The sequence below is a fragment of the Flavobacterium sp. SM2513 genome (genome assembly GCF_050908145.1).
Lineage (GTDB): Bacteria > Bacteroidota > Bacteroidia > Flavobacteriales > Flavobacteriaceae > Flavobacterium.
Map to the genome: position 1 here is coordinate 645,081 of NZ_CP194228.1, position 14,963 is coordinate 660,043.

A 14,963-nucleotide genomic window follows, 5' to 3' on the forward strand; every position below is an offset into this window, starting at 1 on the left:
TCAGGGTTTTTAATTTACTTTAAAATAGTAGGGTCAATCCCATTAGAAAGTTAATTCCAGCTTGCGGATAATAACCTGCACCTTCAATGGTTTGTATACTTCCAGGATTGGAGTAATCATCATCAAACGTGTAGAAATAGCCGTTACTTTCGTACTTATAGTCAAAAATATTATTTACTAATCCCGTAACTATAATTGATTTAAAAATTGATTTTGGTTTAAATTCATACGAAACACTCAAATCATTCACCGCGTAACTCTCCAGTTTTGAACCTTTAGCGTCAATGTTTCCCATGTATTGTTCGCCCACAAATTTACTTAGCAAAGTAAGCTGCATATTTTTAACTGGCAAAAATGTTAGAGCATTTGCTGCAATCAAATTGGGAGAAAAAGCAATATCTGTATTTCCTAAATTCTGCAAAACACCGTCTCTTTCAAATACAAAGTCCTGATTTTTATTGGAACTAATGGTTGCATTTGGACGTAAAATCCATTTGTCAGAAAGATACAAAGCAGCATCCAGTTCAATTCCTAATCGATAACTTTTCCCACTATTTTCACGTATTGGTGAACCAACATCGTTTAGACCACCCGTTAAAACCAGCTGGTCTTGGTATTTCATCCAATATCCGTTAATAGTAATTTTAGCTTTCGCCGAATTATAACGCCAGCCCAACTCAAAGTCATTCATCTTTTCTGGTTTGGGACTTCCGCCTTCATAATCTGTTCGGTTAGGTTCACGATTGGCTCGAGCATACGAAAAGTACAGGTTGTTTTTCTCATTAACCGTAAAAGTCACTCCGGCTTTTGGATTGAAAAAATCAAAAGTATCGTCTACCAAGCCTGTTTCGTCTCCGTTTGCCGTATAACTTACATTTCGGAATTGTAAGTCTCCAAATAGATTCCATTTTGAACTTAATGCATAATTTAATTTGGCAAAAACATTCAAATCATTTTTGGTAGAGAAATCATTGTAAAACTCAAGATTATTTTCAGGTAAAACCACGCTTCTCGTCCATAAAACATTTCCAAAATGACGACCTTCATAACGGTTGTAGCCTCCACCCGCGATAAAATCTACTTTGTCTTTCTTGTAATTCAATGAAAAAGTAGTTCCGTAGAAATCATTATCTAGCCATTTTCTTCTGACTAAATCAGATTCATCGACTAAAGCTCCATTGATTACTTGGGGTTGAATTCCGTAATCAAGAACATCTTCTCCTTGCTTATAATTCTCGTAAAATCCTTCTCCTTTTGTGTAATGTAAAGCGAAATTAGTACTCCAAGCGTCACTCCATCGTTGGTTCCAATGTAACTGGTAATGGTCTTGTTTGTAATTATCCGTTTCGTTATCGTAAAATTTCAGATTACCCGAATCATCGTAATATTCTCCAGAAGTATTGTAGGTTCTGTCGTTTTCAAGTTTATCCAAGTCTTCAATTCCGTTCCAAGATTGATAGGTTTTTTCTGTTCCACCAAAAACAAGTGCTTTAATCAACGTATTGTTATTCAAATAACTTCCGTGTAAAAAGTACGATTTCAAATCTGATGCTGCACGTTCAATAAAACCGTCTGATTTGATATTAGAAACTCTTCCAGCCAATTCAAAATGATTGTTCATCAATCCTGTTCCAAATTTCACTGTGTGTTTTCTGGAATTAAAACTTCCAAAAGAATTAGAAATTTCTCCCGAAGATTCCTGATTTACAGCATCGGTCAACAAATTCAAACTTGCACCAAAAGCACCGGCTCCATTGGTAGAAGTACCTACACCGCGTTGCAATTGTACATTTTCAACAGAAGAAACAAAGTCAGGCATATTGACCCAAAAGGTTCCTTGACTTTCAGAATCATTGTACGGAATTCCATTTACTGTAACATTCACGCGACTTGCATCGCTACCACGAACACGAATTCCGGTGTAGCCGAAGCCATTTCCCGCATCAGAAGTGGTAACCACCGAAGGTAAAAAGTTAAGCAACATAGGAATGTCTTGGCCGAGATTTCTTTCACGTAATTCTTCTTTAGAAAGGTTACTAAAAGGCATCGGCGTTTTGTCATTTGCCCGAACGGCTTTGACCATGACCTCATCTAATTCATTGACTTTCGTCGAATCTTGAGGCACATTTTGTGCATAATTGTAAAAGGAAAGTAGCGAGAAACTGTAGAGAAACAGTCGCTTTTTTGAAAAAGGTTTGTGTAAACCTGCAAATAATAAAGTTTTCATTCGTAAAATAGTTACGAATAAAAGGGGTAATTATTCAATTGTTAATAAAATGGTATTGGATTTTCTCGACAAAAAACTAATGTGCACTTTAGCTTTTCATCTTTTCCCTAAACAGCATTACCTGTTCTAGGTTCCATGGGTATAATCTCAGCCATTACAGCACCCCTTTGAGACGCGACAAAAGTAGTATAAAGTTATTTATAAAGCTAGTGAAGAGTTTTGAAAAAAATGAAATCTTATTTACAACTTTGGGTATTTATCTGGATTTTGAGAAGTATAAAATACTGAATAAATATAAATCACACTATCGTCTTTATCTACGTCAAAGAATATTAAATACGGAAAGGTTTTAAAAGGAATAGCTCTCAAATGCTTATACCTTGGTAAAAGGATTTATCTCAAGACTACTATAAACATTTTCTAATTGCTCGTAAAAATTAAACAGAACTGAAGATGAAATCTAACCATAAAACTCAAAAAATTTTTCAATTTCTCTTTGAGCCTGCGGGAGGATAACAAGTTTATAGGTCATATTTTTTTTTCAATTGGTTCAATACATCTCGAGCTGGAATAAAATTATTTTTATCTTCCATTAATCGGTCTTCAAGTATTTGTTCTTGTTGAAGTGAAAGCTTATACGGCTTATTTTCTGAACCCATAATTACCTTTATTTTCTCCACAATTGAAGCATCCTGAATTTCTGTAACCCAATTGATGATGTTCAGTTTTTCGTTTTGTAGTTGATTCGTGTCCATATTGATGTTTTTATGGAAGTATAAAAGTAATAAAAAAATTAATCAAGCTAATTATAAATCAGAACATTCGTCTAAAAATCAGGTCTTTTCCTATTCTTTTTTGTTTCAGAAATACTTTTCTTATCCTTCAATCGTTTTCGAATTACTGATTTAGGAACTTTGGTAGCTTTTCTGATTTTTTCGATTTGCAAACTTTGTGTAATTAAATCTAAGAAACGCTTCGTCACAATCGCTTTGTTTTTAAACTGACTTCGATCTTCGTCACAATTTAAAATTAGGATATTTTCTTTCGTCAACCGCGTGGAAAGTTTGGAAAATACGAGTGCTTTTTCCTCTTCTGACAACCCTTTAGAGTTTTCAACGTCAAAATTCAACACGACTTTTGAGGAAACTTTGTTCACATTCTGACCTCCAGCTCCACTACTTCGCACGGCTTTAAAGTTGAGTTCTGATAAAATTTGTTCTTTATCCATTATTTTGCGCCAAGTTTTGCTCGTTGTTTTTTATAATTTTGTTCCATTCAATATACGCCATTACGGCAAGAACTGTAAAAATAAGAAATTGTAACGACAAAATTCCCAAACCGCGATAACCGTATAATGGAATAGAAATCAAATCGGCAATGATCCAAAGTGTCCAGTTTTCGATTTTTTTGATTGCCATAAACCACATTCCTGTGAAAAACAGTCCCGAAGTAAACATATCAATATAATTTTCTTCTAAAATTGGTTGTCCGAAAAGTTGATAAACACCATACATCACAAAAATCGTCACAAAGAACAACAAGGTCCCAATAATTTTTTCTTTGGTATTCGTTCGGCTAATTTTATAAACAGCACTATCGTTTTCAGTTTTCGACCAAATAATCCAGCCGTAAATACTCATTATCGAGAAATAAGCATTAATGGTCATGTCGGCGAAATAGCCTGCTTTGTAAAGTAAATAAGTCGATAAAATTGTTGCGATTAAACCCGTTGGAAACACTAAAATATTTTCTTTTTTTGCATAAATCACACTGATAATTCCGAAGAAAAAGACAATAATTTCTATAAAAATATCCAGCGAAGACTTACTATTATAGGGTTCTAAAAAAAAATCAATCATTTAAAAGGTGATTAAAAAATTTTGAATCATTTTCAAAAGCTGTTCCAATTACCACCATTGTTGCACCTGAATTATACGCTGTTTCTATTCCTTCTTTCGTACGAATTCCACCACCTACAATGACAGGGATTTCTACAGATGCTGTCACTTTTTCAATCATTTCCTGCGAAACCGCTTGCAAAGCACCACTTCCCGCTTCGAGATAAATCAACTTATTTCCCATCAATTCACCCGCTTGAGCTGTGGCAACTGCTTCATCAATATTCGTTCGCAAAATAGGAATGGTTTTACTGACTCTTTCAACAGCTGTAATTCCACCACTTTCAATCAATAAATAAGCCGTTGGTATAACTTGCAAATTCGATTTTTTCAGTAAAGGAGCCGATTTTACTTGGTGTTCAATTAAATAATCGGGATTTCGTCCGGAAAGCAAACTCAAAAACAAAATTCCATCTGCATTTTCAGCGATTTGCGAAGGATGACCTGGAAAAAGTACGATAGGTAAATTTGTAAAAGTTTTAATCTCTGAAATTATTTTTTTAATAAAATCTGAAAAAACGAGACTTCCGCCAATCAAAATATGAGTCGCTGGAGATTGATTTATCTTTTCAACTAATTGCTTAATTTCACTAAAATCAATTTTGTCTGGATCTAATAAAACAGCCAACAATCGCTTTTTGCTTTGAAAAGCATTTAGGATTTCCGAATAAATTTTGGAGTTTTTCACATTCATTTCAAGCAAAACTAAAGGTTTTTTTTGAATCAAAATTCAAATTTTAAAAGATTTATCTTTGTAAGTATTAAAAAATAAAAAGAGATGATACAAAAGGAACTTTTAGAACAATACGGAGCGGTCGAAAAACGCTATGCAAAGTCGGATGTGATTTTTGAAGTCAATACCAATGCCCATTATTACTTCCAAATCATTTCGGGCGAAGTGAAAATGAATAATTACAACGAAGAAGGCAAGGAATTTATTCAAGGTTTTTTCAAACCGGGAGAAAGTTTTGGAGAACCTCCATTATTTGTCAATCGTTTGTATCCTGCCAATGCGATTGCTACAGAAGATTCGATGATTTTAGCGATTACGAAAGATTTGTTTAAAAAATTTCTTTTAGAATACCCCGTGGAAGCAATTTCTATTATTGAAAACCTTGCTCAAAGACTGCATTATAAAGCGACAATGGCTGCCGAAATTGCTTCTGAAGACCCGGAACATCGCGTATTGCAATTGATTGATTATGCCATAAATCACTTTGATTTAAGTCAACATGAAAACGGTTATTTAGTCGATTTTACGAGACAACAAATTGGTGATTTAACCGGTCTTCGGGTGGAAACGGTGATTCGTGCTATTAAATCTCTGGAGAAAAAACGGATGTTAAAAATTATTAACCGAAAAGTATATCGGAAAATTTAGCTTTATGATTCAAGTCATAAATTGACATTGGTCCTTGGTTGTAAATTTGTACTGTAAAAATTAAACATCATGGAACTCTATCAAAAATCACTCGAGAATTTTAAACACAGTTACATTGCATTTTCTACTTTAGCCGTAATTGGTCAAAGTTGTATGGGTTCAATTGCAGCAATGTACATACTTTCAAATGGAACAAATCCAATCCAAATGATTCAATTAGCGATAATTGTAATTATTTGTATGAGTGTAAATACCGCTATTTTAGCACAACTAACACCCAAGACAGTTTTTAATTTGCTAATCACTAGCGTTATTTCAAGTGTTTTCTTTATCATTGTGAATACTTTAATTCTGTAATGAGAAAAAACATTCAAACCCGAGAAGACGTTACTTTACTCGTACATTCTTTTTATGCAAAAATTAGGAAAGATGCCGAAATTGGTCATTTTTTTAATGACACAATTAAAGATTGGGACGAACATCTAGAGAAATTAACTGATTTCTGGGAAATGAATCTTTTTGGAACAAGAAATTTTACTGGAAACCCCATTGAAACTCATATTGAGTTCGACCGAAAATTTAATGGAGTTATTTCATCCCATGAATTTGGAATTTGGCTTAACCATTGGTTTGCAACAATTGATGAACTTTTTGAAGGTGAAAACGCCGATATTTTAAAACGTCGTGCTCGAAAAATGAGCACGATGTTGTTTATGAATATGTTTAATAGTAGGGGTTAATTATTTCTCAAAAGCTACCACTACAATGTAATTTTCAACAATTTCAAATTGTATTGCATATTCTTTTACTTGATTTTCAAAAGTAAGAATGGCACTTGTTTTGCCGTCGGACATTTCGAAAGGAAAAACAGAAATATGGTCTTTAAAACTGATTCCTACTTCGTTTTCTATTTTAAAAATCGCTTCTTTTACACCCCAAATCACGGTACTTTTTTGAATAAAGTCTTGTTCTTTTTGTTTCGGAAGGAAATCAAATTCAGTATCCATAAATTTCTCTGCAATCGTGATTATCTTTTCACGTTGCATTTCTAAGTCAATTCCTGCAATTATTTCACTGACAATTATTGCCGAAAATTCGAACGAATGCGTTATGGAAATGTGTTTACCGTCTAATAAATTAGGTTTACCGGTTTCGTCGTAAAATAAATCTTCGTCGGTATAACCTATTTCTTGCAGCAATTTTCGAATGGAAAGAAAGCCTTTTTGGTGCGACAAGGATTTCATGTTGTTTAAACGAATTAAACTAATATCTTTCATCATCACTTCGTCAAACAAATCTTCAAAGGATTCGGTTATTTTCCAAATGAGGACTTGAGATGTGTTGTTGATATTGAACTTTTTATATAATGGCATGGTTTACGTAAATTTTTAGCCCGGATGGGAACGGCATCCTTTTTTTGGAATTTTGCGTAGCGAAAATTCCAAAAAAAGATACAGTGGACAGCCGGATTAGCTCCTGAAAATAATTATTTTTTAAATTGTAACAAAGCATTTTTAGTGAAATCAGACAAAACTAATTTACCTGAAATAGCCGCTCTTTCGTATAATAAGGAATCCCAATCTGAAGTGTTTTCCCACAGAACCGTTTTCATGTCTGTCAATGCTTCGGGGTTATAGCCTGCTAATTTTAAAGCTAAGAAATCAATTTCTTTGTCCATTTCTGCACTTGTTCCGTAGACTTTTGCATATAAACCTCGTTCTTTTGCCCAATACGCATTTTGCCATTCGTGACCTGCGATTGTCAATTCGGCTAAGGCGGCAGTTCCCATTTTTCGTTCTACAGCTGGTGCAATTACGAAAGGCCCAATGCCAATTGTCAATTCTGAAAGTTTAATTGACGCTGCTTCTGTAGCAAAAGCATAATCACAAGCAGCAGCTAAACCAACTCCTCCACCAACGGCTTTTCCTTGGATTCGTCCAATAATAAGTTTGGAACATTTTCGCATCGCATTGATTACATTGGCAAAACCAGCAAAAAACTTTTCTCCTTTTTCCAAATCGTCTATTGCTAATAACTCGTCGAATGAAGCTCCAGCACAAAATGCTTTTTCGCCTTGGCTTTTTAATATGATTACTGAAACGGCTGCATTTTGAGACAATTTATTCAGTTCGTCCGTCAATCTTTGTAATAATTCACTTGGAAACGAATTACTAGCGGGGTGTCCAAACTCAATTGTTGCAATTTTATTTTCGATATTGGTATATAAAGAACCATTTGGTCTTGTAGTTTCCATAGATTTAATTTTAAAGTAAATTTATAAAAATACCTGTATTTACAGTACTAAAATCGTATAAAAATCTAGATTTCATTGGCATCACTAGATTTTGTAGATAAATATCTACAGCCGTGTAAAGTATATCGCACGAGAAAAACTAATGTATCGTCGTAACTTTGTAGTCCACTTTTACTGATTTCCAAATAATTATTTTTTTTGAAATTTAATTTTTGAGGTAGAATTGGAATTAAACTGATTTATTATCTAAAATTTTTATTTATGATACTTACATTACTCAAAAAACGATTACTAAGCACGGTTATGATGACTTTTGTTGGAGCATTTATGTTTGCGCAAAGTCCAACGTTTCCTGCAAAAAACTTCAATGTTTTTACACTCGAAAACACTACATTAACTACTAATGAAACGGAAGGTCCTATCGCTGTGGGTGGTGATTTGTATATTAAAGGAAACTACCAAGTAGCGGCTCACAGTCCAGGAACATTTATGGTGGGTGGAACAAAAATTGGACTTTTGGTAAACGGAAAAGTTTGGTATAAAAGCGGAAACTCCTTACAAGTTTTATCAAATGGATACGTAAAAATAGGAAATTCAACTGGCTCAACAGTTTGGTATGCAGACCCTAACAATGCTACACCACCAATTAGAATCACTCCTTCTTCAAATTACAACTCTTCTCCAAGAATTGAATTGAACAGTAATGCACCAAGTTTAGGAGTAAGTGTTACGAATAATCCCGTTTTTCAATCTAATTTAATAGATTTTAACGCTGCCTTTCAAACTATGAAAGCTACTTCGTTAAGCATTGCTCAATGTACACAAAACATACAGCTGACTAATCCAAACGGACAACCGATACCAACTACAAATTTACCAAGTCAAGTAAAAATAAATTTACAAAACGGCATAAATTACTGGAATGTAACTGCTTCTGATTTATATAATGTAAAAGAAATTACTTTTAATTCGCCTCCAAGCGCTTCAAAAGTTTTAGTTATAAATGTAAATGCAGCAGGAACTTTAAATTGGGAAGTTTGGAATCAAGCGGGAATTGGTTTCCAAGATTGTCCATATATTATGTATAATTTTCACAATACAACTCAACTGAACATTACCAATGGAGCAGCTGTTGAAGGAACAATTTTCGCTCCTTTTGCAGATATTTTTAAAGGTTCAGGCAATCAATCTAATATTGAAGGACAAGTTATTGCAAATAGTTTTAGTCATTCTGGTGGAGAAGTGCATTATGCGTTATTTTCACCGTCAGTAACAGGTTGTGCAACTCCTCCAGTAGTAGGCGTTCCTCCCACTTCTAATTTTAATGTGAATAATGGAAGTCAATGTTTAAATACAAATTCTTTTGAATTCACAAATACTTCAAATACAGGAACTACAGTTCAGCCAGCTGACCCTCTTTCTTATGCATGGAATTTTGGTGATGGTACAACAAGTACGCTAATGAATCCTACTAAAGTATATACTTCTGCAGGAACTTATACTGTAAAATTAACTACAACAAACACATACGGTTCTGATTTCAAAACAACGCAAGTTGTTGTCTTTGGAAGCACTACAGCAACCGTAAGTCAATCGACATTAAGTCAAGGAACAGGTTCAATTACAAAGCAATTTGTGTTGACTAACAGTTTAGACTTTACAAGTTATTCATGGGCAATTAGTAATGGTGGTTCAGGACTGTTTTCAAATCAGGGAACTGTAAGTTTTACTTTTACTCAAGCAGGATATTATGAAGTGACTGTAACGGGAACGAATGCAAATGGATGTATTTCTTCAACTATTATTCCCGTGACAATTGCATCAGGAGATGTAAATACTGGAAACGGTGGCGGACTTGAAAGCGAGAGTTTGGGAGATTTACTTTCAAAACAATACGTAACTCGTAAGATGAACAGTGTTCCTACAGAATTCGTAAAAAGTGAAGCAACTCGCTACAATAAAGCGAAGCTAACCGCGTCAATCAATATGGCAAGAGGTGGAAGTGGTGATTTAACGATGACCGAAATGTTTCCAACAGAATTGCAAAGTGGCGATGTAGCTGATATCACTTCTCCAACAGACATTTTAGATTATACCATTGCTCAAGAAGTTTTAAGTGTTGACTTTTCAGTTGGCGGTTCAACTAAAGCAGTAGTTTTAGGAGTTCGTACTAAAGATAAAGTGTACAACCATACAAAAGCGTCTTGTGACCGTCTTCGCGGTGCTGAAATTTTGAATGTAAAAACAGTTCAAGTTGGAGGTTATAATTTCTTAATGCAAGCTATTAAACAAAGAAATGGTGTTACAGAATACGCAATTTCATTTGCTGTAGGAAAAAATTACGGTGACTCATTCTACACATTGCAAACAAATTGGTTAGTGCAAGAATATACGGCTGCTAAAGATGTTTATAATTTCCAAGTTTGGTCAACATTGCCAGAACAAACTACAAAATTAGTGAATGATGTTTTGAATAACTTAGTGGCTTCGATTCCAGTTCAACAAACTGAAATTCAAAAAATGCCAAAAACGTACGCTTCAAAAGTAACAAGAGAAGGAACAGATTTAGTTTTAAAATTAAAAAGTATAAAAGAGGAACAAAGTATTGAAATCTCAATGGACCAAAATTACAGTGAAACTAATGGTTTTACTATGAGATACAATCCTTTGAAATCTGAATTGACTCAAACGATTCGTTTAAATGTAGATGATGCTTATGAATTTGACGGATTGATTAATGTTGAAGGAGCAATCCAAGATGCGTTTTATAGTGCTGACGGAAACTGGGGATTGGACTTTGACACTACTTACACTTTGATTAATAAATATACGGTTTCAAATAATTTAGACCGTGTTTACGAAGAAGGTGAATTGGCAGTTAACAGAAATGTACATTTAAAAGTTCATAGTGAAGATGATTATGCTACTTTGTACAAATCACTATTACCAGGACAAATTCCAGCAGATTATAATGAATACCAATTTGTTTCTTTCAAAGCAAAAGGAAGTGGATTATTGGAGTTAGGCTTGATAAAATCGTCTGTTGAAAATTGGAAACACCAATACAAAGCAATGATTAACGTTGGAAGTGAAGAACAAACGTATTACGTTCCGTTTAAATTCTTTAAATCAACAAAATCGAACCAGACTATCAATGCAGATGATTTAACGATGTTGACTTTTACATTTTTACCAGTTGAGGCTAAAACTCAAGATTTAGATTTGACTATTGAAGACGTGAAATTCACTAACAAAGCACCCGATGGATACGAACAATTGTTGTACACGATGCAAAATGAGTTTATGGTTTACCCAAATCCATCAAGAGGAGATGTAAACTGCATGTTGTATAGCGACACGAATACAACTGCGACTGCAACGCTTTATGATGTTTCTGGAAAAGCAATTTACTCTTCTCAAGTAAAACTAACAGAAGGTAGAAATGAATTGGATTTCAACTTTAACGTTCCATCTGGAGTGATGTTTTTCAGTATCAAAAGTGATAAAGTAAACTACGGTACCTCAAAAATATTCTTCAAATAAATAATTCTCTTTTGAGTATAAAAATTAAACCAGCAAATTGAATTTGCTGGTTTTTTGTTTTTGAAACAAATTTTAGAAAGGATTTTTTTACTACTGCAAATAAACTATATTTGCTTTCGAATTGGGGATGTAGCTCAGTTGGCTAGAGTGCTTGACTGGCAGTCAAGAGGTCGTGGGTTCGAGCCCCATCTTCTCCACTTTTAAAAAGACTTAATTGATGCTAATCAGCTTATTAAGTCTTTTTTATTTATTATTTAGCCCACCATTAGTCCACAAAATTAAATTTCATAATTTTTTAGCTACCTCAAATTCTTAATAAAAGATTGTAACGCTCTTTCAAACTTTGGAAGATTAGTTACTAAAAAGTTATTCATTGTATCCCAATCGGATTCATTGAATAAATTAAGTCCTTGTTCTTCTATTTTTATTCTACACATTTTGTTTTCTGGAAGTTCTTCCCAAACTAATGCACTGCCAAAGGATTGTTCTATTGCTTCTTTATTTTTATGTAATTTTTTGAAGTAGATTTTGTTTGTTTCCTTGCTCGAAGTAAGAATGGATAATTCAATTCTGGCATACGATTTAGTAATTACAAACGTATAAGAAACGCCTGCGGTACCTGCTCCAGTAGATAGCCAATGATCTTTTGAAGGATTTACATTAGAAAATAGGATAGTGTCCGTTATTAATGGTAATAATTGTTGCCAATATTTTTTTCTAACATTAAATCGATTTGGCTCTGATTCGTTTTCTGTTCCGGATGCATATTTGATTGACAATTCGTCTTCCATTTCAAATAAAGTAAGTAGTCTTTTTAAACTACTAAACTTATTGTTACTATCCATATTAGCTTCAACAAACCAACCATTTGTTGCTTCTTGTGGTGATCTAAAATCAGAAGAGTTTCTGGTGATTTTGAAAACATCCTGATTGTTTACCAGTAATTGCGAGTTCTTTTCATACAGATTTCTAATCACATATAAATACATTTGAGAAACTGTATCTTCTTCGATTTTTGTATTTTCAAAAATGAAATACTCTAATTTTTTACTTCTTGGACTTTCAGCATCAAATATGTTTTGTTCTTCTGATGCATCATCACTATCTATAATTACCACATCAGGGTATTCCCATATTTTTAAAAATCTATCGTAAATGATTTTTAAACGTTCTTCGTAATTGGCAATGTTCCAACTGTCCAATGATTTTAAATAAGAGTTTAACCATAATCTGCTATAGTTATAGCCTTGTTCGTTACCCTCATTATTCATTTCCTTTTTGGCTAAAAATGATTTGTTACTTAGCGCCCCATTATTTCCTGAAAGTGTAAGATTACCAATCGTATTTAAATGTTTTTCCTTGAATAAAAAATACTCTTCCGATGATAAATCTATACTCCAAACTTCATTTGGGTTTCGTGGAAAAATGTGTTCTATCGTAATATTTTCATTGTTGGTATTGACATATTCACGGTTGTTGTAGTTCTCCAGCATTTCAAACAGATAGTTTCTGTTTTTAGGTTGGGTATTGTACAAATCCTTATCTTTTAATGCTGTTTTTAAATCTTCATTGGTAGGGAATTTGGCACTACCTTTCTTTTTGAGCAAGACTTTAGCAATAGAGTCATAATATTCCTCCGTATCTACCTCGCCATACAGGCTCATAAATATTTTATTTAAGGCATTGGTTGGTAAACCTACAACAAACCTTCTCCAAGAGTAGCTTTGTATCAGTTTTAATACTTTTATTAAATCCTCTTTGCTTAATAAACCATTTTCTGCATCTTCGAATACTTGTAATAAAAAAGGGTAGGCTACATTTATTTCTAGACGATTGATGTATTCTAATTCTTTCCTGATGTTTGCATCTGCAACTACTGAAGGATTTACTAGTTTTTTATAGTGAACGGATAAGGATTTTATATTTTCTAATTCCTGATGATAAGCATATTCTTTTTTGTTTGAATACAGACTTTTAAACTCAGCATATACTTTGTTTTTATTTGGTATTTTCTTATTGCGAAGTGTCAGGTAATCTCTTATGAACTCTGAAACTAACGAGTTTTGTTTTACTATGTCTTTTGCGTTTTCTTCAATTGGATTCCAGATGGTTTCAAAAATCCTATTTTGGTCTTTTGGAGGTAAGTCCATTAAAATGAAATTACGAATCAAATCGGATTGGGATAAATCTAAGCCTGTTGAATTTAAACTCTCAAAAATACGCTGTGGATCGTCCTTATCTCTTTCTAATGAGATTTCTACAAATATTAACCGATTTAAACCTCGTAGAATTAGATCGAAATTATCTTCGTTGATGCAGCTTCTAAAATAGTTGTAGTTCTCAATAACATTCGAGAATGTTACAAATTCATTTTGTGTTCCGAGCATTATCGCTTTAAATGCCAATGAATTTGTATCTGTTTGTTTTAGTTTTAATTTGCTAGATTCGTTTTGAACATATTGATTGGTCAAAAACATATTATATAACCTTTCTGCATCCTGTGTTTTGCTGTTCTCTTTAGCAAAACGATATAATGCCACATACAAAATATTGATGGTTGTTAAACGCTGCTGACCATCTATAATAACCAATTCTTTTACTTCGCTGGTGCTATACGTGCCTTCGTGAACAAATACAATACTACCAATAAAATGTGTTCCTCTGTTCTCTGTTTCAACGGAAATAATATCGTTTAGTAATTCTTTGCATTCCACATTTTTCCAATCGTAATTTCGTTGGTACACTGGAATTACAAACTGAACATTAACAGCTTGTAAGAAGGTAATTATTGGTAATTCGTTTGCTTTCATATTGCGTTATTTGTTGACCATTATTTATGAATAAAGTTCTACTTTTGAAAGCATAAATAAGTTTTTGCAGGATTGATTTTGCCAAAAGAGATTGTAGAATACTTTTTTATTACAGACGTTTTTATTATAATTTCTCTAAACCAACTAACCACGTTTTAAGTTCCTCTATTTTTCTTATATCTCTTGTGCTTTGTTTTACTACATCAGCTTTCGGAAACTTTTCAATATTAATGAACTTTTGCAACCAACCATTAGAGTAATTGTAATTATTGATTATATACTGTCTTCCTTTTCCTTTTGTTCTACAAGCACAAATTATTATGTCTAATTCATTATAATTATTTAATAAACCATTCAGATTATCGATTTTTTTGACTTCTGTTTCGTTATCTCCAGCCGTATTAAAACCAATAGTGAGTTTGTTAATTTGAATTATACCATATCTATCAATTTGGTTAATTGGTTTAACCACAGAATTTAAAATTGTATAATTAGTTAAAATCCAGTCAATAATGTGATTAATTTTGGTGGTTTTTCCAGTATCATCACCTCCTTTAAGTATGAATATTTTTTTCATTTTTTAAATTTATAATGTCATTAAATCCTTTACTTCGTAAATATCGTTGTGCCATATAAGTCGTAAAAGTTTTTGGGCTAGAATCCAGTTCCTCTTTGTTAGGATAAACGTTTGCATAGGATATAACTAACTTACAAGGATAAATATTTTTGTTATATCTCAAAGCCCAAACTCTTTCTTTTCGCCTTGGATTAAAAACAATTTCTTTATCAATTCGTTCAATAGCTTTTAAGAGGTGCTCAGTTGTGATGTTTTTTGGTATTGCCATAAAAT

The 14,963-nt window shown here is 33.1% G+C and carries 14 protein-coding genes and 1 tRNA gene; 5 read left to right on the forward strand and 10 right to left on the reverse strand.

Annotation, left to right across the window (positions count from 1 at the left end):
- Positions 1 to 19: 19 nt before the first annotated feature.
- The 5 genes from ACQ5J2_RS02495 to ACQ5J2_RS02515 form a co-directional block, all read right to left on the reverse strand.
- A complete protein-coding gene (locus tag ACQ5J2_RS02495) occupies positions 20 to 2,227 on the reverse strand; it encodes a TonB-dependent receptor (RefSeq protein ID WP_432672113.1) in 2,208 nt (735 codons plus the stop codon).
- A 521-nt stretch (positions 2,228 to 2,748) separates the two neighbouring features.
- A complete protein-coding gene (locus tag ACQ5J2_RS02500) occupies positions 2,749 to 2,982 on the reverse strand; it encodes a hypothetical protein (protein ID WP_432672114.1) in 234 nt (77 codons plus the stop codon).
- A gap of 71 nt (positions 2,983 to 3,053) precedes the next feature.
- Positions 3,054 to 3,455: an alternative ribosome rescue aminoacyl-tRNA hydrolase ArfB gene (gene arfB / locus ACQ5J2_RS02505; RefSeq protein ID WP_432672115.1), complete on the reverse strand. Its 402-nt coding sequence runs from the start codon at positions 3,453 to 3,455 to the stop codon at positions 3,054 to 3,056.
- Positions 3,448 to 4,086 (reverse strand): nicotinamide riboside transporter PnuC, encoded by a 639-nt coding sequence (pnuC, locus tag ACQ5J2_RS02510; RefSeq protein ID WP_432672116.1) that lies wholly within the window; start codon positions 4,084 to 4,086, stop codon positions 3,448 to 3,450. The genes arfB and pnuC overlap by 8 nt, the downstream gene beginning before the upstream one ends.
- Complete coding sequence (locus ACQ5J2_RS02515) at positions 4,079 to 4,819, reverse strand: geranylgeranylglyceryl/heptaprenylglyceryl phosphate synthase (protein WP_432673342.1); 741 nt, start codon at positions 4,817 to 4,819, stop codon at positions 4,079 to 4,081. The genes pnuC and ACQ5J2_RS02515 overlap by 8 nt, the downstream gene beginning before the upstream one ends.
- A gap of 84 nt (positions 4,820 to 4,903) precedes the next feature.
- Here ACQ5J2_RS02515 and ACQ5J2_RS02520 point away from each other — a divergent pair, with 84 nt between their 5' ends.
- The 3 genes from ACQ5J2_RS02520 to ACQ5J2_RS02530 all read left to right on the forward strand — a co-directional run bounded on the left by ACQ5J2_RS02520 (position 4,904) and on the right by ACQ5J2_RS02530 (position 6,246).
- Positions 4,904 to 5,506, forward strand: a complete 603-nt coding sequence (locus ACQ5J2_RS02520) for a Crp/Fnr family transcriptional regulator (RefSeq protein WP_432672117.1) — start codon at positions 4,904 to 4,906, stop codon at positions 5,504 to 5,506.
- Positions 5,507 to 5,575: 69 nt separating this feature from the next.
- Entirely contained in the window at positions 5,576 to 5,863 is a 288-nt protein-coding gene (locus ACQ5J2_RS02525; RefSeq protein WP_432672118.1) for a hypothetical protein, read from the forward strand.
- Complete coding sequence (locus tag ACQ5J2_RS02530; protein WP_432672119.1) at positions 5,863 to 6,246, forward strand: group III truncated hemoglobin; 384 nt, start codon at positions 5,863 to 5,865, stop codon at positions 6,244 to 6,246. Before ACQ5J2_RS02525 ends, ACQ5J2_RS02530 begins: the two co-directional genes overlap by 1 nt.
- On the opposite strand, the gene ACQ5J2_RS02535 is transcribed toward ACQ5J2_RS02530, so the two are convergent.
- A complete protein-coding gene (locus ACQ5J2_RS02535) occupies positions 6,247 to 6,879 on the reverse strand; it encodes a 4'-phosphopantetheinyl transferase family protein (RefSeq protein ID WP_432672120.1) in 633 nt (210 codons plus the stop codon).
- A 113-nt stretch (positions 6,880 to 6,992) separates the two neighbouring features.
- Complete coding sequence (locus ACQ5J2_RS02540) at positions 6,993 to 7,760, reverse strand: enoyl-CoA hydratase/isomerase family protein (protein WP_432672121.1); 768 nt, start codon at positions 7,758 to 7,760, stop codon at positions 6,993 to 6,995.
- 261 nt (positions 7,761 to 8,021) lie between these two features.
- On the opposite strand from ACQ5J2_RS02540, the gene ACQ5J2_RS02545 reads away from it, so the two are divergent.
- Together ACQ5J2_RS02545 and ACQ5J2_RS02550 are read left to right on the forward strand one after the other, a co-directional pair.
- Positions 8,022 to 11,303 carry a collagen-binding domain-containing protein gene (locus tag ACQ5J2_RS02545; protein ID WP_432672122.1) on the forward strand — a complete coding sequence of 1,094 codons (3,282 nt, stop codon included), beginning with the start codon at positions 8,022 to 8,024 and terminating at the stop codon, positions 11,301 to 11,303.
- 123 nt (positions 11,304 to 11,426) lie between these two features.
- A tRNA-Ala gene (locus ACQ5J2_RS02550) sits at positions 11,427 to 11,500 on the forward strand.
- Between the two features lie 102 nt (positions 11,501 to 11,602).
- Here the strand turns inward: ACQ5J2_RS02550 and ACQ5J2_RS02555 are convergent.
- The 3 genes from ACQ5J2_RS02555 to ACQ5J2_RS02565 all read right to left on the reverse strand — a co-directional run bounded on the left by ACQ5J2_RS02555 (position 11,603) and on the right by ACQ5J2_RS02565 (position 14,958).
- Complete coding sequence (locus ACQ5J2_RS02555) at positions 11,603 to 14,113, reverse strand: DUF4268 domain-containing protein (protein WP_432672123.1); 2,511 nt, start codon at positions 14,111 to 14,113, stop codon at positions 11,603 to 11,605.
- A gap of 124 nt (positions 14,114 to 14,237) precedes the next feature.
- A complete protein-coding gene (locus ACQ5J2_RS02560) occupies positions 14,238 to 14,690 on the reverse strand; it encodes a hypothetical protein (RefSeq protein WP_432672124.1) in 453 nt (150 codons plus the stop codon).
- The gene (locus ACQ5J2_RS02565; protein ID WP_432672125.1) at positions 14,668 to 14,958 is read right to left on the reverse strand and encodes a hypothetical protein; all 291 of its coding nucleotides are present in this window, start codon (positions 14,956 to 14,958) and stop codon (positions 14,668 to 14,670) included. The genes ACQ5J2_RS02560 and ACQ5J2_RS02565 overlap by 23 nt, the downstream gene beginning before the upstream one ends.
- Between the last annotated feature and the right edge of the window lie 5 nt (positions 14,959 to 14,963).